Origin of the sequence: Streptomyces sp. BK208 (assembly GCF_004364245.1) — a bacterium.
Classification (GTDB): Bacteria; Actinomycetota; Actinomycetes; order Streptomycetales; family Streptomycetaceae; genus Streptomyces.
The window spans coordinates 246,828-267,034 of record NZ_SOAV01000014.1 but is presented as its reverse complement, the minus strand read 5'-3'; the positions used below and the strand labels follow the sequence as shown (position 1 = coordinate 267,034).

At 70.7% G+C, this 20,207-nt stretch carries 16 protein-coding genes, 1 tRNA gene and 1 pseudogene; 17 read left to right on the top strand and 1 reads right to left on the bottom strand.

The annotated features are described in order from the left end of the window. The first annotated feature begins 37 nt into the window (after positions 1–37). The 9 genes from EV562_RS30365 to EV562_RS30325 are packed head-to-tail and all read left to right on the top strand — an operon-like array spanning position 38 to position 9,006. A complete protein-coding gene (locus EV562_RS30365) occupies positions 38–982 on the top strand; it encodes an aromatase/cyclase (protein ID WP_133890044.1) in 945 nt (314 codons plus the stop codon). A gap of 3 nt (positions 983–985) precedes the next feature. Continuing rightward, positions 986–3,358, top strand: a complete 2,373-nt coding sequence (locus EV562_RS30360; RefSeq protein ID WP_279588518.1) for an SDR family oxidoreductase — start codon at positions 986–988, stop codon at positions 3,356–3,358. 4 nt (positions 3,359–3,362) lie between these two features. Continuing rightward, the gene (locus tag EV562_RS30355; RefSeq protein ID WP_133890043.1) at positions 3,363–4,823 is read left to right on the top strand and encodes an MFS transporter; all 1,461 of its coding nucleotides are present in this window, start codon (positions 3,363–3,365) and stop codon (positions 4,821–4,823) included. 36 nt (positions 4,824–4,859) lie between these two features. Next, the gene (locus tag EV562_RS30350) at positions 4,860–5,312 is read left to right on the top strand and encodes an acyl carrier protein (RefSeq protein WP_133890042.1); all 453 of its coding nucleotides are present in this window, start codon (positions 4,860–4,862) and stop codon (positions 5,310–5,312) included. After that, positions 5,309–6,118: a 4'-phosphopantetheinyl transferase superfamily protein gene (locus tag EV562_RS30345; RefSeq protein ID WP_133890041.1), complete on the top strand. Its 810-nt coding sequence runs from the start codon at positions 5,309–5,311 to the stop codon at positions 6,116–6,118. Before EV562_RS30350 ends, EV562_RS30345 begins: the two co-directional genes overlap by 4 nt. A gap of 7 nt (positions 6,119–6,125) precedes the next feature. Further along, on the top strand, positions 6,126–7,805 hold the full coding sequence (locus EV562_RS30340) for an acyl-CoA carboxylase subunit beta (RefSeq protein ID WP_208298455.1): 1,680 nt from the start codon (positions 6,126–6,128) through the stop codon (positions 7,803–7,805). Then, entirely contained in the window at positions 7,802–8,080 is a 279-nt protein-coding gene (locus EV562_RS30335) for an acyl-CoA carboxylase epsilon subunit (protein ID WP_166662069.1), read from the top strand. Before EV562_RS30340 ends, EV562_RS30335 begins: the two co-directional genes overlap by 4 nt. Then, positions 8,077–8,649, top strand: a complete 573-nt coding sequence (locus EV562_RS30330; RefSeq protein WP_133890039.1) for a nuclear transport factor 2 family protein — start codon at positions 8,077–8,079, stop codon at positions 8,647–8,649. The genes EV562_RS30335 and EV562_RS30330 overlap by 4 nt, the downstream gene beginning before the upstream one ends. Before the next feature lie 30 nt (positions 8,650–8,679). Then, positions 8,680–9,006, top strand: coding sequence for an acyl carrier protein (locus EV562_RS30325; RefSeq protein ID WP_133890038.1), 327 nt, complete (start codon positions 8,680–8,682; stop codon positions 9,004–9,006). Between the two features lie 146 nt (positions 9,007–9,152). Here EV562_RS30325 and EV562_RS30320 read toward each other — a convergent pair. After that, a tRNA-Leu gene (locus EV562_RS30320) sits at positions 9,153–9,239 on the bottom strand. 530 nt (positions 9,240–9,769) lie between these two features. On the opposite strand from EV562_RS30320, the gene fhaA reads away from it, so the two are divergent. From fhaA to EV562_RS30275, 8 genes and pseudogenes are all read left to right on the top strand, one after another. After that, on the top strand, positions 9,770–10,639 hold the full coding sequence (fhaA, locus tag EV562_RS30315) for an antibiotic biosynthesis regulator FhaA (RefSeq protein WP_133890037.1): 870 nt from the start codon (positions 9,770–9,772) through the stop codon (positions 10,637–10,639). 10 nt (positions 10,640–10,649) lie between these two features. Then, positions 10,650–11,168 carry an antibiotic biosynthesis regulator FhaB gene (fhaB, locus tag EV562_RS30310; protein ID WP_003975090.1) on the top strand — a complete coding sequence of 173 codons (519 nt, stop codon included), beginning with the start codon at positions 10,650–10,652 and terminating at the stop codon, positions 11,166–11,168. Between the two features lie 141 nt (positions 11,169–11,309). Then, complete coding sequence (locus EV562_RS30305) at positions 11,310–12,845, top strand: Stp1/IreP family PP2C-type Ser/Thr phosphatase (RefSeq protein WP_133890036.1); 1,536 nt, start codon at positions 11,310–11,312, stop codon at positions 12,843–12,845. A 27-nt stretch (positions 12,846–12,872) separates the two neighbouring features. Next, complete coding sequence (locus EV562_RS30300; RefSeq protein WP_133890035.1) at positions 12,873–14,312, top strand: FtsW/RodA/SpoVE family cell cycle protein; 1,440 nt, start codon at positions 12,873–12,875, stop codon at positions 14,310–14,312. Continuing rightward, the gene (locus EV562_RS30295; protein WP_133890034.1) at positions 14,309–15,781 is read left to right on the top strand and encodes a penicillin-binding protein 2; all 1,473 of its coding nucleotides are present in this window, start codon (positions 14,309–14,311) and stop codon (positions 15,779–15,781) included. Before EV562_RS30300 ends, EV562_RS30295 begins: the two co-directional genes overlap by 4 nt. 189 nt (positions 15,782–15,970) lie before the next feature. Further along, positions 15,971–17,995, top strand: coding sequence for a Stk1 family PASTA domain-containing Ser/Thr kinase (gene pknB, locus EV562_RS30285; RefSeq protein ID WP_133890033.1), 2,025 nt, complete (start codon positions 15,971–15,973; stop codon positions 17,993–17,995). A 493-nt stretch (positions 17,996–18,488) separates the two neighbouring features. Then, on the top strand, positions 18,489–18,944 hold the full coding sequence (locus tag EV562_RS30280) for a spore-associated protein A (RefSeq protein ID WP_243860261.1): 456 nt from the start codon (positions 18,489–18,491) through the stop codon (positions 18,942–18,944). 529 nt (positions 18,945–19,473) lie between these two features. Continuing rightward, positions 19,474–20,117, top strand: a pseudogene (locus tag EV562_RS30275) (IS5/IS1182 family transposase); the annotation flags it as partial. Positions 20,118–20,207 lie beyond the last annotated feature (90 nt).

The window sequence follows — 20,207 nt, the reverse complement described above, 5'->3', positions numbered from 1 at the left end:
CCCGCCGCCACCGATCACCCCGACGAGGAGACCCTCCATGTCCGCATCCGAGCCACGGGAAGTCGAGCACGAGATCACGGTCTCGGCTCCGGCCGGCGACGTCTACCGGCTGATCGCCGACGTGACGAACTGGCCGCGCGTCTTCCCGCCGACCATCTACGTCGACCACCTGGAGCGCTCCGGCGACGAGGAACTGATCAGGATCTGGGCCACCGCCAACGGCGAGGCCAAGAACTGGACCTCGCGCCGGGTCCTGGACCCCGGGAACCTGCGGATCACCTTCCGGCAGCAGGTCTCCACGCCCCCGGTCGCCAGTATGGGCGGCACCTGGATCGTCGAACCGGTCGACGGCAGCACCGCGCGCGTCCGGCTGCTCCACGACTACACGGCCGTCGACGACGACCCGGCCGGCCTGGCCTGGATCGAGGAGGCCGTCGACCGCAACTCCCGCACGGAACTCGCGGCGCTGAAGACCAACGTCGAACTCGCCACCGCCTCCGAGGAACTCACCTTCTCCTTCGAGGACACCGTCGCCGTCGACGGCTCCGCCAAGGACGCCTACGACTTCGTCAACGAGGCCGGCCGGTGGGCCGAACGGCTGCCGCACGTGGCGACCGTGCGCCTGACCGAGGACACCCCCGGCCTGCAGACCCTGGAGATGGACACCCGGGCCAAGGACGGCTCCACCCACACCACCCGGTCCTACCGGGTGTGCCTGGAGGGCCGCAAGATCGCCTACAAGCAGACCACGCTGCCGGCCCTGATGAGCCTGCACACCGGCTACTGGACCTTCCGCGACACGGACACCGGTGCCCTCGCGTCCTCGCAGCACACCGTCGTGCTGCGCCCCGAGAACATCGAGCGGATCCTGGGACCCGGGGCGGGGGTCGCCGAGGCCCGCGAGTACGTGCGCACGGCGCTGAGCACCAACAGCCGGGCCACGCTGGGCCATGCCCGCGACTACGCCGAGGCGAGGCGCTGACCCGTGTCCGGTGCCGACACGGCCGGCACGGCCGACACAGCCGATACGCAGGTCGTCGTGGTCGGCGCCGGCCCCGTCGGGCTGATGCTCGCCGGGGAACTGCGGCTCGGCGGCGTCGAGGTGACCGTGCTGGAACGGCTGGACACCCCGACCACCGAGTCCCGGGCCTCCACACTGCACGCCCGGACGATGGAGATCCTCCGGCAGCGCGGTCTGCTGGACGCCCCCGGCGGCTTCGCGGACCCCCTTCCGCCCTGCGAGCCCCGGGGCCACTTCGGCGGTCTCCCCCTGGACCTGACCCTGCCCAGCTCCCACCCGGGCCAGTGGAAGGTCCCGCAGGTGCGCACCGAGGCGGTCCTCGGCTCCTGGGCGGACCGCCTCGGGGCGCGCGTGCTGCGCGGACACCACGTCGTCTCGGTCGAGCAGGACGCGGACCGGGTGCGGGTGGTGGCCGAGCACGCGGGACGGCGCACCGCGTTCACCGCCCGCTACGCCGTCGGCTGCGACGGCGAGCGGTCGGCCGTGCGCCGGCTGGCCGGCATCGGCTTCCCCGGCGCCGACGCCGAACGGGAGCTCCTGCGCGCCGACGTCGACGGCGTCGAGATCCCCGACCGGCGTTTCCAGCGGCTGCCGAACGGGCTGGCGATCGCGGCCCGCCGCGGCGACGGCGCCACCCGCGTGATGGTCCACCGCTTCGGCACCCCGCCGCGCGGGGCGGGCGAGCCGGACTTCGCGGACGTCGTGACGGCCTGGCGGGACGTCACCGGCGAGGACGTCTCCGGCGGCACCCCGCTGTGGGTGAACTCCTTCGGGGACGCGTCCCGGCAGGCCGAGCACTACCGCCGGGGGCGGATCCTGCTGGCCGGCGACGCCGCGCACCAGCAGATGCCGATCGGCGGCCAGGCACTCAACCTGGGCCTCCAGGACGCGGTCAACCTGGGCTGGAAACTCGCCGCCACCGTCTCGGGCCGGGCCCCCGAAGGCCTCCTGGACACGTACCACGAGGAGCGGCACGCGGTCGGGCGGCGCGTGCTGTCCACCATCCGCGCGCAGGCCCGGCTGCTGCTCGGCGGCCCCGAGGTGGAGGCCCTGCGCTCGGTGATCGGTGAACTGATCCCGTACGAGCCGGTCCGGACCCACCTGGCCGGACTGATCAGCGGTCTCGACATCCGCTACGGCGCCGACGAGGAGCCCGGCCCGGTGGGCGCGCGGCTGCCCGGCCTGCCGCCCGGTGCCCAAGGCGCCGCACCGGCTGCCCTGCGCCGGGCCCGCGGGCTCCTCCTGGTGGCGGAAGGCGCCGCGGAAACGGGCGAGTCCCTGGTGCGCGCCGCGCGTCCGTGGGCCGGCGCCGTCGACACCGCGACCGCTGCGCCGGCCGGGGACGGCCCCCTGCGGGACGCCACCGCGGTCCTCGTACGCCCCGACGGCCACATCGCCTGGGCGGGCGACGCACCGGACGGCCTCACGACGGCGCTCGCCCGGTGGTTCGCCCCCGACGAGGAGGCCGGGACGGCCCCCGACCGCGCCGGGCACACCGGCGGACGGCGGCACCGCCCCACGCGCCACCACGGCGCACGACACCAAGCCGCACGACCTCACGGCAGGAGAGAGAACATGGGCAATCTGACCGGACGCACGGCGCTCGTCACGGGTGCCAGCCGGGGCATGGGACGGGCCACCGCCGAGCGGCTGGCCCGCGACGGCGCGCTCGTCGTCGTGCACTACGGCACCAGCGGGGACGCGGCCGCCGAGGTCGTCGACGGCATCGAGCGGGACGGCGGACGGGCCTTCGCCGTACGGGCCGAACTCGGCGCCCCCGGCGACGTGCACGAGCTGTTCCTCGCCCTGGAGGAGGGCCTGAAGGAGCGCACCGGCTCCACCGAACTCGACATCCTGGTCAACAACGCCGGGGTGATGGGCGGGGTCAAGCCCGAGGACACCACGCCGGAGCAGTTCGACCGGATCGTCGCCGTGAACGCCAAGGCGCCGTTCTTCCTCATCCAGCGGGCGCTCGCCAACATGCCCGACGGCGGCCGGATCGTGAACGTCTCCTCGGGGCTGACCCGGTTCGCCAACCCCGACGAGATCGCCTACGCGATGAGCAAGGGCGCCGTGGAGCAGCTCGCGCTGCACTACGCGAAGGCGCTCGGCCCGCGCCGCATCACGGTGAACAGCGTCGCCCCGGGCATCACCCGCAACGGCAACCCGGTGTTCGACGTGCCCGAGGCGGTCGAGGCGATGGCCGCGCTGTCCGCCTTCAACCGGGTCGGCGAACCGCAGGACGTCGCCGACGTCGTCGCCTTCCTGGTGTCCGACGACGCCCGCTGGATCACCGGCTCCTTCGTCGACGCCAGCGGCGGCACCCTCCTGGGCTGACGCCGTGACCAGGACCGTTCCAGGGCCGGTGGCCGACGCCGGGGAAGGACGCTGGAGCCCCCGGCTGTGGGGGCTGCTGCTGGTCCTCGCCGGCAACATGCTCATCGACGCGCTCGAGGTCTCCGTGGCGGTCGTGGCGCTGCCCTCCATCGGCACGGACCTCGGGCTGCCCCTGACGAGCGCGCAGTGGGCGATGACCGGCTTCGCCGCCGGCTTCGGCGCCCTCATGCTCTTCGGCACCCGGCTGGTGGCCCTGCTGGGCCGCCGCCGGGTCTACCTGGTGGCGCTCCTCGGGTTCGCCGCCGCCTCCCTGCTCAGCGCCTTCGCCCAGGAGCCCGCGCTGCTCGTCGCGACCCGGCTGGTCAAGGGGTTCTGCGCCGCGCTGACGGCCCCCACCGGGCTGGCCATCATCTCCACCGCGTTCCCCGAGGGCCGCCCCCGCGGCCGCGCGGTGTCCGTCTACACCCTCTTCGGTGCCGGCGGGTTCACCGCGGGCCTGCTGCTGTCCGGCTGGCTGAGCACGTACAGCTGGCGGCTGGCCTTCGCCTTCCCGGCCCCCGTGGTCCTGCTGCTCTTCGCCGCCGCGCTGCGCCTGGTCCCCGGCGGCGACGGCCCGCCGGGCGGGCACCCGGCCGCACCCCGGCGCTACGGCGTGCGGGGCGCGGTGGCCCTCACGGGCGCGCTGCTCGCCCTCGTGCACGGCGTCACCGCACTGCCCGCACACGGCTGGAGCGACGTCAGGTTCCTCGGGTCGATGACCGCGGCGGCCCTGCTGCTGACGTGGTTCCGGTCGCTGGAACGCGCCGCACCGGCTCCGCTGTTGCCCGTCCACCTGCTGCGCGGCGGGGCCCTGATCCGCTCGGCCCTCGGCGCGGTCTGCCTCAACGGCTCCTATCTCGGGCTGCTGTTCGTGCTGACGTACCAGACACAGACCCTCGCCGGCTGGTCACCGCCGGTGGCGGCCGCGGCGCTGCTGCCGGCCGCCGTGCCGCCCGCGATCACCGCGCTCGCCTCGGGGTGGCTGATCACCCGGTTCGGTGCGCCGCGCCTCATCGCGGCCGGTGCCGCCAGCGCGTTCGCCGGACTCCTGCTGCAACTGCGGTCCGGCTGGCCCCTGGACTACACCGGGCGGCTGCTGCCGACGCTGCTGCTGGTGGGGCTGGGCTTCGTGCTGTCCTTCGCCGCGCTCAACGTGCAGGCCACCTCCGAGCTGGCGCCCGCCGACCGCGCTGCGGGCAGCGGGCTCTACCAGACCGCGGTGCAGCTCGCCGCGGTCCTCGCGGTCGCGCTGGTCGCGGCGCTGCTCGCCGGTGCGGGCGGGGACGGCGGACCCGCGGCGCGGCTCGCCGCCTGCCGGCCGGCCCTGGTCCTGGTGGCCGCGCTCGGCGGACTCGGCCTGCTCACCGCGCTCACCGGCCTCGTCCGTCCCGGCGCCGCGGGCCGTTCGTCCGCACCCCGCACCTGACCTTCACTCCTTCCACTCCACGACGGGGGCACGATCATGGATCTGACGACGAAGAACTGGGTCTTCGACGACGACCTCGACGACCTCGAGGACCTCGACTACGAGTTCGAACGGGATCACGTCGCCGAGCCGGAGCCGCCCGACCTGGCGCACCTGGCGGCGTGCGACCCGGCCGAGCGCACCCGCCTCGTCGACCGCTACGTACGGGACGAACTGGCCCGGGTGCTGCGGGTGCCGCCGGACACGATCGACACCGTGGGACGCCCGATGAACAGCCTGGGCATCGGGTCCATCAACGGCCTCGAACTGCAACGCCGGATGGAGTCCGTGCTGCGGGTCGACGTCAACCTCAACCGGCTGCTGAGGGCCCACAGCGCCGCCGAGCTGATCGACTGCCTGGCCGGGCAGCTCGGCCCCGGGGACAGCCTCCACAAGCACAACGGGCGCGACGACCACCTCGTCTCGCACGACGTGCTGGGCACGACGTGATCGGACAGCTCGCGCACCGGCCGGACGCGGCGGCCGGCGCGCCGCGGCTGCCCGCGCCCGGGCACCTCGACGTGTGGCTGGTGCGCCGCCCCCGGCTGGACACGGCGGCCGGGACGCTCGCCCTGGACGAGCTGAGCGAGCCGGAGCGCCGGCGCACGGCCTCCTTCGTGCGCCCGGCCGACGGGGTCACGTACGCGGCCGCGCACATCGCGCTGCGCCGCCTGCTCGGCGCCTACCTGGGGCTGCCGGCGGCGGACGTCCCGTTCGTGCGCGAGCCCTGTCCCGGGTGCGCCGGGCCGCACGGCAGGCCGGCCGTCCGCCACCCCGACCCGCCGCTGCACTTCTCCCTGGCGCACAGCCACGGCATGGCCGTGGTCGCCGTCTCCCGGGCCGTGCTCGGGGTGGACGTGGAGCGGCTGCCCCGGACGGAGACCGTCGAGGTGTGCGCCGCGGCGCTGCACCCCGGCGAGCAGTCCGAGCTGGCGGAGCTGGGCACCGAGGAGCGGCGCCTGGCCTTCGGCCGGATCTGGACCCGCAAGGAGGCCTATCTCAAGGCGCTGGGCACCGGCCTGTCCCGCGACCCCGCCCGGGACTACCTGGGCGCCGACCGGGACCGCCGGCCGACCGGCTGGGCGCTGCTCGACCTGGCGTCCGGCCCCCGGCACAACGCCGCCGTCGCCGTGCGCGGCACGCCGCCCGAACGGGTCGCCGTGCGCTGGCTGCCGCCCACCGCGACACACGTCGACGGGTCGGTGGACCTGGCCGCCGGCGGTGTGACCACCCGCGTATCCGACTGGGGAGCGTGACACGACGATGTCGACCGACCAGAGAACCGAGCAGACGAACCAGCAGACGAACCAGCAGACGAACCAGCAGACGAACCAGCAGACGAGCCGGCAGACGGCGGAGCGGCAGCCGCTGCACCGGCGCGAGCACCGGGGTCAGTGGAGCGCCGAGGAGCGCATCGAGGAACTCGGGCTGATCAAGCAGGCCGCCCGGCACGGCGACCCGACGGCCACCGAGCGGCAGCACGCCAAGGGGAAGCTCACCGCCCACGAACGCATCGAACTCCTGCTCGACGAGGGGTCGTTCACCGAGGTCGAGATGTTGCGCCGGCACCGGGCGACCGGCTTCGGACTGGAGAAGAAACGTCCCTACACCGACGGCGTGATCACCGGCTGGGGCACCGTCCACGGACGCACGGTCTTCGTGTACGCGCACGACTTCCGGGTCTTCGGCGGCGCCCTCGGCGAAGCGCACGCCCTGAAGATCCACAAGATCATGGACATGGCCATAGCGGCCGGCGCGCCCCTGGTGTCGCTCAACGACGGAGCGGGCGCCCGCATCCAGGAGGGCGTCTGCGCGCTCGCCGGCTACGGCGGCATCTTCCAGCGCAACACCAAGGCGTCCGGCGTCATCCCGCAGATCAGCGTGATGCTCGGCCCGTGCGCGGGCGGCGCCGCCTACTCGCCCGCCCTGACCGACTTCGTCTTCATGGTCCGCGACATCGCGCAGATGTTCATCACCGGCCCGGACGTGGTGAAGGCGGTGACGGGCGAGGAGATCACCCAGAACGCCCTCGGCGGCGCCGACGTCCACGCCACCGCCTCCGGCGTCGCCCACTTCGCCTACGACGACGTGCGCAGCTGCCTGGAGGACGTGCGCCACCTGCTGTCCCTGCTGCCTGCCAACAACCGCGAACTGCCCCCGAGCGCGCCCGGCTCCGACCCGGCCGACCGGCGCACCGACCGGCTGCTGGAGATCGTCCCCGACGACCCGGGCCGGGTCTACGACATCCGCGCCGTCATCGAGGAGATCGTGGACGACGGCGACTACTTCGAGGTGCACTCCGGCTGGGCGACCAACATGGTGTGCGCCCTGTCCCGGCTCGACGGCGAGGTCGTGGGCATCGTCGCCAACCAGCCCACGTCGTACGCCGGCGTCCTGGACATCGACGCGAGCGAGAAGGCCGCCCGGTTCGTGCAGTTCTGCGACGCCTTCAACATCCCGCTGGTGACGCTGATCGACGTCCCGGGCTTCCTGCCGGGCGTCGACCAGGAGCACAACGGCATCATCCGGCGCGGGGCCAAGCTGCTGTACGCGTACTGCAACGCCACCGTGCCGCGTGTCTCCCTGGTGCTGCGCAAGGCGTACGGCGGCGCGTACATCGTGATGGACTCCCGCTCGATCGGCTCCGACCTGGCGCTGGCCTGGCCGTCCAACGAGATCGCGGTGATGGGCGCCGAGGGCGCCGCAGGCGTCATCTTCCGCCGGGAGATCGCCGCGTCGGACGACCCCGAGGGCACCCGCGCTCAGAAGATCAAGGAGTACCAGGCGGAGCTGATGCACCCGTACTACGCGGCCGAACGCGGCCTCATCGACGACGTCATCGACCCGCGGGAGACCCGCCGCGCCCTCGCCGGGGCCCTGGCGATGCTGCGCAGCAAGCAGGCCGACCTGCCGTGCCGCAAGCACGGCAACCCCCCGCAGTGAGCGGGACGGACGGCGCGGACGCCACCGGCCCGGCCGCGGTCGTGCGCGTCCTGCGGGGCAGCCCCACCCCCGCCGAGATCGCCGCCCTCACCACCGTCCTGCTCGCCCGCGCCGCCGCCCTCACCACCGCCCCGTCCGGGCCGCCCCGCCCCCGGCCGACCGCGGGCTGGCGCCGGCCGGAACGCGTCTCCGCACACCGCGACCCCCGCGGCTGGCACACCGCCGACGGCCCGCGCGGCCGTCCGCCCACCGGAAAGGAGCACCCCATCCCATGACCCGCCCGCCCTTCGGCCCCGCCGCCGACACGGACACGGTCACCCTCTCCCGGACCGAACTCGACGCCCTGCGCGCCCAGGTCCGGGCACTGAGCGACCGGACGGAGATCGCCGAACTGGTCGACCGGTACGTCACCCTGCTGGACACCCAGGACGAGCACGGTTTCGACGACGGCTGGCCGGCGGGGGTCTTCACCGAGGACTGCCTGCTCCAGTTCCCCGTCGGCACGCTGGAAGGACGGGAGGGGGCCGCCGCCTTCCACTTCGACCGCAAGTCCCGGTTCGCCCGGACCCATCACCTGGCGTCCAACTACGGCATCACCACGGACGGCGACACGGCCCGGATCCGCGTCCACCTCGTCGCCTCGCACGTGCACCACGACGACGGCCCCGACCCCGGCGGCCGCTTCGACATCGGCGGCCACAGCGAGGCCGAGGCGGTCCGCACCCCGGACGGCTGGCGGATCCACCGCTGGCGGTTCCACCTGACGTGGTCGGACGGGGCCGGCCCCCGGCCCGGTCCCGAAGCCCGCGCCCTGCGCACCTCCCAGCCACGCCCCCGCACCTGACCGACCCGCACCCGACGAAAGGACACCACCGTGCCGGGCAACCCAGTCACCCTCGACACCGACGCCCTGCGGGGCCTCCGCGGCGCGGCCCGCCTGCGGGCCTTCGAGACGTACCTGTGCCGCAGCCTGGCACCCCACCTCCACGTCCCGCCGGCCCACCGGGTCTCCCTGACCCGGCCGCTGTACGCCCAGGGCATCGACTCGCTGACCGCGCTGGCCCTCCAGCGCACCCTGGAGTCGGCGCTTGGGGTCCCCGTCCCCTCGCACCAGCTGCTGCGGGAGCAGACCGTCGGGGAACTCGCCGCCGTCCTCAGCACCACGACGGAGCGGGAGGCCTCCGAGGAGACCACCGCCTGATCACCGGCCGCCGAACGGCCCTGTGAGTAAAGTCTCAGATCGCGGGAGCGGGACACCTGTGCCGTCCCGGAGCACAGCAGAACGGGGCGGCATCGTCATACGATGCCGCCCCGTCTTTTGCGTATCCAGAGCACATGAGGTGCTCCTGGTGCGCGAGGGGGGAGTTGAACCCCCACGCCCTTGCGGGCACTGGAACCTGAATCCAGCGCGTCTGCCTATTCCGCCACCCGCGCATTGGGTGTGTCTTCCGGGCTTTTCCTTGCGGTCCGGCGCCTTCCGACACGAGAACATTAGCACGCTGGAAGGGGTCGATTCACATCCCTTTCCCCCGGCGGACCGGGGCGCCCGCCCTCCTTCGGGCACTCGTCCCGGCCCTTGGCCGTTCACGTATCAACCTCGTACCGGTCCGGCCCGTCCCCCCGGGAGCCGGTAGGGGACCGCGGCCAGGTGCGGGACACTGGTCTGCGGCCGCCTCTACGATCCTGGGCATGAGTACCCGAGGGAGCAATCCCGAAGGTCCGCGGGAGTTCGAAGAGGAGCCCCTGCGGGAACTCCGAGAGGCGTCGACACCCGTCGACCGGGCCGACAGGGGGAACCAGCCGATCGACCGGCGCGTGGATACGATCAGTAAGCAGTACCAGGTGGACAGTGCGCGCACGCACCGCACGACGCGGAGCGGCACTGCGCGAGGCGGCAGTACGCAGCACAGCACTACGCAGGACAGTGGAAGCGGACAGGACGGCAGCGACGGAGGAGGTGCCCCATGGGAGTCCTGAAGAAGTTCGAGCAGCGGCTCGAAGGCCTGGTCAACGGCACCTTCGCGAAGGTGTTCAAGTCCGAGGTGCAGCCCGTGGAGATCGCGGGAGCGCTCCAGCGTGAATGCGACAACAACGCGACCATCTGGAACCGCGACCGCACCGTCGTGCCCAACGACTTCATCGTGGAACTGAGCACGCCCGACTTCGAGCGCCTCAGCCCCTACTCCGGACAGCTCGGCGACGAGCTGGCCGGCATGGTCCGCGACTACGCCAAGCAGCAGCGCTACACCTTCATGGGACCGATCAAGGTCCACCTGGAGAAGGCCGACGACCTCGACACCGGTCTGTACCGGGTGCGCAGCCGCACCCTCGCCTCCTCCAGCAGCCACCAGGGCGGCCCGGCCCCCGCCGCGCCCCCGGCACCCCCCGCACGACCCGCCGGCCCCGGCGGCGGCTACGGCTACCCGCCGGCCGCGGCCCCGGGCGCCCCGCCCATGCCCGCCGCGCCGCCGCCCGGCGGCCGTCCCGGCGGCTACGGCTACCCGCAGCCGGCCGGCGGCCAGCAGCCCCCGGCCGCGCCCGCTCCCGGCGGACGCACCCGCCACTGGATCGAGATCAACGGCACCCGCCACCAGATCTCCCGCGCGACGCTCGTGCTGGGCCGCAGTACCGAGGCCGACGTGCGGATCGACGACCCCGGCGTCTCCCGCCGGCACTGCGAGATCCGGACCGGAACGCCCTCGACGATCCAGGATCTCGGCTCCACCAACGGCATCGTGGTGGACGGGCAGCACACCACCCGCGCTACGCTCCGCGACGGCTCGCGGATCGTCGTGGGCAGCACCACCGTTATCTACAGGCAAGCCGAAGGGTGATCCGGGGGCAATGTCAGAGCTGACCCTCACGGTCATGCGGCTGGGTTTTCTCGCCGTACTGTGGCTGTTCGTGATCGTGGCCGTGCAGGTCATCCGCAGCGACCTCTTCGGTACGCGGGTCACCCAGCGCGGCGCGCGGCGCGACGCCGCCCGACCGCAGCAGACCGCCACGCGCCAGGGCCAGGCGCCTCCACCTCAGCGCCAGCAGTCCGGCGGCGGCCGCGGCCGCCGGGGCGCGCCCACCAAACTGGTCGTGACGGAGGGCACCCTCACCGGCACCACCGTCGCCCTCCAGGGCCAGACCATCACGCTCGGCCGGGCACACGACTCGACGATCGTGCTGGACGACGACTACGCCTCCAGCCGCCATGCCAGGATCTATCCGGACCAGAACGGGCAGTGGATCGTCGAGGACCTGGGCTCCACCAACGGCACCTACCTGGACCGGGCCCGGCTGACGACCCCCACCCCCATCGGCCCGGGGGCGCCGATCCGCATCGGCAAGACCGTCATCGAGCTGCGGAAGTAGTGCTACACCAATGAATGAGCGCGAGCGGAGCGAGCACGCAGCGGCGGCCGGCACCCCGGGCCCCGGCGCGCTCCCGACCGGAGGGTGGGCAGTGTGGCTCGACACGACCGGCTGCAGTCGGAGCCGACGGGCGAGGTGCGCATGAGTCTGTCACTGCGCTTCGCCGCCGGTTCCCACAAGGGGATGATCCGGGAGGGCAACGAGGACTCCGGTTACGCCGGCCCCCGCCTGCTCGCCATCGCCGACGGCATGGGCGGCCAGGCCGCGGGCGAGGTCGCCTCCTCCGAGGTGATCTCCACCATCGTCGCCCTCGACGACGACGTGCCCGGCTCCGACGTCCTCACCTCGCTCGGCGCCGCCGTGCAGCGCGCCAACGACCAGCTGCGGCAGATGGTCGAGGAGGACCCCGCCCTGGAGGGCATGGGCACCACGCTCACCGCCCTGCTGTGGACCGGCCAGCGCCTGGGCATGGTCCACGTCGGCGACTCCCGCGCCTACCTCCTGCGCGACGGCGTCCTCACCCAGATCACACAGGACCACACCTGGGTGCAGCGCCTCGTCGACGAGGGCCGCATCACCGAGGAGGAGGCGGGCACCCACCCGCAGCGCTCCCTGCTGATGCGCGCCCTCGGCAGCGGCGACCACGTCGAACCCGACCTGTCCATCCGCGAGGTGCGGGCCGGCGACCGCTACCTGATCTGCTCCGACGGGCTCTCCGGCGTCGTCTCCCACCAGACGATGGAGGACACCCTCGCCAGCTACCAGGGCCCGCAGGAGACCGTCCAGGAGCTGATCCAGCTCGCCCTGCGCGGCGGCGGCCCGGACAACATCACCGTCATCGTCGCCGACGTCCTCGACCTGGACACCGGCGACACCCTCGCCGCCCAGCTCTCCGACACCCCCGTGGTCGTCGGCGCCGTCGCCGAGAACCAGGCGCAGACGGGCGACAACGGCATCATGCAGACCCCGGCCGGCCGCGCCGCCGGCCTCGGGCGGCCACGCGGCGGGGGCGGCGAGTTCGGCCCGCCCGGCAGCGGCGACGTCACCGGCTTCATCCCGACCGGCGGCTTCGACGACTACGGCCCGGACGACTTCGTCAAACCCCGCAAGAGCCGCAAGTGGCTCAAGCGGTCCCTGTACACCGCCCTCGCCCTCGCCGTCATCGGCGGCGGCACCTACGGCGGCTGGCGCTGGACGCAGACCCAGTACTACGTCGGCACCAACGACGACCATCTCGCGCTCTACCGGGGTATCAGCCAGGACCTCGCCTGGGTCTCGCTCTCGAAGGTCCAGAAGGACCACCCCGAGATCGAACTCAAGTACCTGCCGCCCTACCAGCAGGAGCTGGTCGAGGCCACCATCCCCGAGGGCGACCTCAACGACGCCCGGGCCAAGATCGAGGAACTGGCGGTCCAGGCCTCCGCCTGCAAGAAGCAGGCCGAGAAGCGTTCCGCGGCGACCGAGAAGAACGCGAAGACGGGCGAGGGCGAGGCCGGAGGCACCACGGGAACCAGCCGCGCCTCCTTCACGTCCAAGGCCTCGCCGAGCCCGACCCCCTCGGGATCGCCCAAGACCCCCGAATCGTCCGAGTCCCCGACCGCACCCACTCCAGGCTCAGGCCCGACCCTCTCGGAGGAAGAGCAGAAGGTCGTCTCGCTGTGCGGTAAGCAGCAGTAGGCAAGCCGTGAGAGGCCCCGTCACACGATGAGCAGTACTACCAACCCGTCGACGCAGCACACGTCCACGATCGGCGCCATCGGCGCCCCGAGCCGGCGCAACACCGAGCTGGCTCTGCTCGTGTTCGCCGTGCTCATCCCGGTCTTCGCCTACGCCAACGTGGGTCTGGCGATCAACGACGAGGTCCCCGCCGGCCTGCTGAGCTACGGCCTCGGCCTCGGCCTGCTGGCCGGCGTCGGCCACCTCGTCGTACGCAAGTTCGCGCCCTACGCGGACCCGCTGCTGCTGCCGCTGGCCACGCTGCTCAACGGCCTGGGACTCGTCGCCATCTGGCGCCTGGACCAGTCGAAGCGCCTGCAGGCGAGCAAGTTGTTCGTCGAGGCGGCGCCGCGCCAGCTCATGTACTCCGCACTCGGTGTCGCCCTGTTCGTCGCCGTGCTCGTCTTCCTCAGGGACCACCGCGTTCTGCAGCGCTACACCTACATCTCCATGGCCGGCGCGCTGGTCCTGTTGCTGCTGCCACTGGTTCCGGGCCTCGGACACGACACCTTCGGCGCCAAGATCTGGATCAAGATCCCCGGTCTCGGAACGCTCCAGCCCGGCGAGTTCGCCAAGATCGTCCTTGCGGTGTTCTTCGCGGGCTACCTCATGGTCAAACGCGACGCCCTGGCCCTCGCCAGCCGCCGCGTCATGGGCCTCTACCTGCCCCGCGGACGTGACCTCGGTCCGATCATCGTCGTCTGGATCATCTCGATCCTGATCCTCGTCTTCGAGACCGACCTCGGCACCTCGCTGCTCTTCTTCGGCATGTTCGTGATCATGCTGTACGTCGCCACCGAGCGGACCAGCTGGATCGTCTTCGGTCTGCTGATGTCGGCGGCCGGCGCCGTCGGCGTCGCCTCCTTCGAATCCCACGTACAGCAGCGCGTCCAGGCCTGGCTCGACCCGATGCACGAGTACGAGCTCAGCCGGCAGGGCATCTTCGGCCACACCGAGCAGTCCATGCAGGCCCTGTGGGCATTCGGCTCCGGTGGCACCATGGGCAGCGGCTGGGGCCAGGGCAACTCCGATCTCATCGGCTTCGCCGCCAACTCCGACTTCATCCTCGCCACCTTCGGCGAGGAACTGGGCCTCGCCGGTCTGATGGCGCTACTCCTGCTCTACGCACTGATCGTGGAACGCGGTGTGCGCACCGCCCTCGCCGCCCGCGACCCCTTCGGCAAGCTCCTCGCCATCGGCCTCTCCGGCGCCTTCGCCCTCCAGGTCTTCGTCGTCGCCGGCGGTGTCATGGGCCTCATCCCGCTCACCGGTATGACCATGCCCTTCCTGGCCTACGGCGGCTCCTCCGTCATCGCCAACTGGGCGTTGATCGGCATCCTGCTGCGCATCAGCGACACCGCGCGCAGACCGGCACCCGCCGCGCCCGCCAGCCCCGACGCCGAGATGACCCAGGTGGTCCGACCGTGAACAAGCCACTGCGCCGGATCGCGATCTTCTGCGGTCTGCTGGTCCTCACCCTGCTCGTCCGGGACAACTGGCTCCAGTACGTCCAGGCCGACGAGCTGAAGGAGGACGAGCACAACCGCCGCGTCGCCATCGAGCGGTACGCCAGCCCCCGCGGCGACATCATCGTCGACGGCAAGGCCATCACCGGACACGCCACCACCGAGGGCGACTTCAAGTACAAGCGCACCTACAAGGACGGCGCCATGTGGGCGCCCGTCACCGGTTACGTCTCCCAGGCCTTCGGCGCCACCCAGCTCGAGTCCATCGACGACGGCATCCTCACCGGCAACGACGACCGGCTCTTCTTCCGCAACACCCTGGACATGCTCACGGGCAAGAAGCGCGAGGGCGGGAACGTCGTCACCACGCTGAACGCCGCCGCCCAGAAGGCCGCCTACGACGGTCTGAAGAAGCAGGGCGCCAAGGGCGCCGTCGTCGCGCTGGAGCCGTCCACCGGCAAGATCCTCTCGATGGCCTCGTACCCGTCGTACGACCCCACCTCCATCGCGGGCAGCAACGAGGCGGCCGGCGAGGCCTGGAACAAGCTCCAGAAGAAGAACAACCCGGCCGACCCGATGCTCAACCGCGCCCTGCGCGAGGTCTACCCGCCCGGCTCCACCTTCAAGGTGCTCACCGCGGCGGCGGCCCTGGAGCACGGCCTGTACAAGTCAGCCGACGAGAAGACCGACTCCCCGCTGCCCTGGACCATGCCCGGCACCAGCACCGAGCTGAAGAACGAGGGCGACATCCCCTGCGAGAACGCCACCCTCCGCGAGGCCCTGCGCGTCTCCTGCAACACGGTCTTCGGCAAGGTCGGCTACGACCTCGGCAACGACGACATGCTGGACACCGCGAAGAAGTTCGGCTTCACCGAGGAGCAGTTCGTCCCGGTGCGCTCCAGCGCCTCGGTCTTCTCCGACGACATGAACGACTCGCAGGTCGCGCTCTCCTCCATCGGCCAGTTCAACACCGCGGCGACTCCGCTGCAGATGGCCATGGTCACCTCCGCCATCGCCAACAACGGCACGCTGATGAAGCCGTACATGGTCGACGAGCTGCAGGCGCCCAACCTCGACACCATCGAGAAGACGGACCCCGAGGAGATGAGCAAGCCGCTGTCCGCGGACAACGCCCAGATCCTCCAGTCCATGATGGAGACCGTCGTCGAGGACGGCACGGGAACCAACGCCCAGATCGACGGCGTCACGGTGGGCGGCAAGACGGGTACCGCACAGCACGGCGAGAACAACAGCAAGAACCCCTACGCCTGGTTCATCTCGTACGCCAAGGGCGAGGACGGCAGCTCGCCGGTCGCCGTGGCCGTGGTGATCGAGGACGACAACGCCGTGCGCGACGACATCTCCGGCGGCGGCCTCGCGGCACCGATCGCGAAGAACGTCATGGAGGCCGTCATCGACAGCAAGAAGTGACCGCGTCCTGAACGGGACGTGACTCCGGTCACGTCCCCTTCACATCGGCGCACGTTGCGATACCGGTCCTGTATCGGCTGTCCGGCTCGGCCAAGGGGCCCGGAGCAAGCCGGGTACGGTAGGCCGGACGGCAGCCTCCGACCGTACAAGCATGCCGGTCGGGACCGACGGAGAGGGCTGGTAGTAACCATGGAAGAGCCGCGTCGCCTCGGCGGCCGGTACGAGCTGGGCCCGGTGCTCGGCCGTGGTGGCATGGCGGAGGTCTATCACGCTCATGACACCCGGCTCGGACGCCAGGTGGCGGTGAAGACGCTGCGCGCGGACCTCGCGCGCGACCCGTCCTTCCAGGCCCGCTTCCGCCGGGAGGCCCAGTCGGCCGCCTCGCTCAACCACCCCGCGATCGTGGCGGTCTACGACACGGGCGAGGACTACATCGACAACGTGTCGATCCCGTACATCGTCATGGAGTACGTCGACGGCTCCACACTCCGTGAGCTTCTTCACTCCGGCCGCAAGCTGCTGCCGGAGCGGACGCTGGAGATGACGATCGGCATCCTCCAGGCCCTGGAGTACTCGCACCGGGCCGGCATCGTCCACCGCGACATCAAGCCGGCCAACGTCATGCTCACCCGCAACGGCCAGGTCAAGGTCATGGACTTCGGCATCGCCCGCGCCATGGGCGACTCCGGCATGACGATGACCCAGACCGCAGCGGTGATCGGCACCGCCCAGTACCTCTCCCCTGAGCAGGCCAAGGGTGAGCAGGTCGACGCCCGGTCCGACCTGTACTCCACGGGCTGCCTGCTCTACGAGCTGCTCACGGTGCGTCCGCCGTTCGTCGGCGACTCCCCGGTGGCCGTCGCCTACCAGCACGTGCGTGAGGAACCGCAGGCGCCGAGCGTCTTCGACCCCGAGATCACGCCCGAGATGGACGCGATCGTGCTGAAGGCCCTGGTCAAGGACCCGGACTACCGCTACCAGTCGGCCGACGAGATGCGCGCCGACATCGAGGCCTGCCTCGACGGCCAGCCCGTCGGCGCCACCGCCGCGATGGGTGCCATGGCCGCCGGCGGTTACGGCGCCTACCCGGACGACCAGCAGACCACCGCCCTGCGCTCCGACGCGGGCGGCGGCGCCACGACCATGCTGCCGCCCATGAACCCGGACGACGGCGGCTACGGCTACGACGACCGCCCCGACCGGCGCCGCCAGCAGCCCCGCAAGAAGAACACCGCCACGATCCTCCTGGTCCTGGCCGGCATCCTCGTCCTGGTGGGTGCCATCCTGATCGGCAAGTACGCCTTCAGCGGGGACGGGGGACCGGGCAACGGCAAGGTCGACGTGCCGAACCTGGTGGGTCAGACCCAGGCCGACGCCCAGAAGCAGCTCACCAACTCCGACCTCGTGCTGGGCACGGTCGAGCGCAAGCCCTGCGAGGATCAGAAGAAGGGCAGCGTCTGCGACCAGGACCCCGCGCAGGGCACCTCGGTCGACAAGGACTCCACCGTCAACCTGGTGGTGTCGACGGGCGCCCCGAAGGTCGCCGTCGACAACGTGATCGGCAAGAACGTCGACGACGCCACCAAGCAGCTCGAGGACAAGGGCTTCCAGGTCGAGACCAAGCAGACCGAGTCCTCCCAGGACGAGGGCACGGTCCTCAGCCAGAACCCCGACCCGGGCAAGGAGCTGGAGAAGGGCTCCACGGTGACCCTGGAGGTCGCCAAGGCCGAGGAGAAGGCCACGGTGCCGGACGTCGTCGGGCGCAGCTGTGACGAGGCCAAGGCCCAGATGGAGAGCAACGGTCTCAAGGCCACCTGCACGGACCAGCCCACCAACGACCCGAACCAGGTGGACAAGGTCATCTCCTCCACGCCCTCGGCGAACCAGCAGGTCGACCCGGGCTCGAAGGTCACGATCGTGGTCGGCAAGGCCGTGGAGAAGAAGAAGGTGCCGGAGGTCCGCACCAAGACGCTCGCGGAGGCCCGTCAGATCCTGCAACAGAGCGGCTTCACCAACGTGCAGGTCGCACCGGGCGCCCCGGGTGACGATAACGCGGTGGTCATGGCCCTGGACCCGCAACCAGGCAGCGAGGTCGACGACCCCGCGGGCACGCAGATCACCCTCACCACGGTGGGCGGCAACGGCGGCAACGGCGGCAACAACAACGGCGGCAACAACGGCGGCATCATCGGAGGCCTCCCCGGCCGCGACTGAACCGCCCGTCGCACGACCGGAGCCCCGGTCCCCCAGCTCGACTGGGGGACCGGGGCTCCGCCCATGGCGTCCATCTCGGATCCGATGATCATTTGAACGCTCCAGCTGCCACACCACTGGCCGTAGCCGTGCCGGCGACACGAGCAAGTGGTCACGATGCTCGTGGACCGGGTCCGTCGGCGGGGGCCTGCATCTGAGCGGGTTGGGTGGGCTGCTCAAGCCGCTGACCAAGTGGGTGCCGGAGCCCTGCCTGGAGCGACGTCGAAGGCCGGGCAACGACTGCGGCCACAACACGACGTGGGCAAGGACGGTCGGGGACTGAACGTCGCCAACTCTCGACTCGCGCAGATACCCACGATATTTCAGCCTTTGAGAGGACACATCAATAATTTGCAAGAATGAGCAGAATGTACAGTCAACTTGTCATTCAGGGACGCAAACATCCATTTCCCTATTGCCTCACCACCTGGCGCATGGCACGATTAAATGCACCATGAAGGAAACCCAAAAAGAAATGGTCACAAGTATGAATAAAAGGGCGAGCATTTCAATCATCTCTGCTATCCTGATTTCGGCAACAGCTTTCACACTCGCTCCGAGTGCTACCGCTGCCTCAAACGTTGCAGCGGCTACTTACAACGGCGCCTGCGGGTCTGGATATGGAGTCGTTAACTCAATGGCACTTACGAAAGGAACCGTCTATCTCACCTATAATTCAGCGACCGGAAAGAACTGCGTGGTCACAGTCAGAAACTCATCGGGTGCCGCCCTCTACATGACGGCGGAGGTGGCCGTTGCCGACACCTACCCGAACTCAAATGTTCAAGACGTTGGCTTTTACACTAGCTACGCTGGACCCGTCTACGTCAACGCCGCTGGTAAATGCGTCGCGTGGGGCGGTAACATTGACTACTCCGGACGCTGGAACGGTAGGTCGAACTGCGGTTGATCGCTAGCCAGCCACAAGCCACCGCAGCCCCGACCCTCCACCGAGGGCCGGGGCTGCGCCGCAGTACGTTGATTTGGCAGATTTGCCATGTCCCTATTACTCCCTGAGTGGCCACATGGCCCCAAATATAGGGTCAGCCATGATTAACGAGACTGCTCTATCTCAGCATCCTTGCCGAAATAGAAGTGCTCGAGCGCGTAAAGGTGCCGCCACTGGTGCCGGGCCGGTTTGCACGTGACGACCGCGATTATAGCGGCATATTTCGAGGTAAGCCCCAAGGTCATCTACTCTCTATTGTTCGACCACCGCGGGATGAACGGACCGTCACCGGTTACAGCAGCTTGCTGGGGTACAGAACTGACCTCAACCAAGGAGGTCAGCGGTATCCAGTGCGCCTTTCCCAATAAGCGCCCGTCGCTTTGTGGTCGCGATACTGACGCTGCGTGATGCCGAATGCGGGCAGGCGCGAGGCCCTTGGCAGGAACAACCTTCCGGCGGAAAATCCGGCCGAGGTAGAACATAGCGGTCCATCGCCGAGCACCTAACTGGCCTCCTGCGCGACCACCGGATTGTGGCCAGGGCCCGCAAAGGGACGGCGTGCGTTGGGCCGCTTTCCCCGACGTACCCGACTGGCCCAACTCGTCCGCGACCACGTCGTGTCAGGCCTCCACCGCGTACCGCTACCTCCGCGAAGGTGGCAGCCCTGGCCACTGGTGCACCCACCGGACCTGACCACCGCCTGGGGCGTGCCAAGGCGGACGGGCTGACTCATCTGAACCTCGACAGTACTGTCGCCGCGCCGGGCCACAAAGGCACCGACTTCTGGTAGTCCGGAACACACAAGGACCATGGTGGGAACGTACAGGTTCGCGCCCCCGAGCGGCTGGCCGATCTGGGTCTCGCCAGTAGGACCGACCTGGACGTGCCGATCCAGGTCGACCTCGGTTACCAGAACGTCGACGTCGGCTTCGGCCACCCCTCCAAGAAGCCCGCCGGAGGAGCGCCGAAGACGTGCGACACGGTCATCCGCGGCATCCCCGGCGCCTATGAACGCGCCCACTTCCAGATCAAGACGACCTTCAAACCCTGCGCCGGACCAGCCTCGAATCCAGCCGCATCGCGAAGATCGCCGCCGTAGCCCTCGTCCTGCTCGAGCTCTATGACGACCGCACAACCTGTGCGATGCGATCACCAACGCCGCGGCGAGGTACAAGACGCCGACCGCTGCCAGCAGGGCGAACAACACAGTGGTCGGGTTGCCCC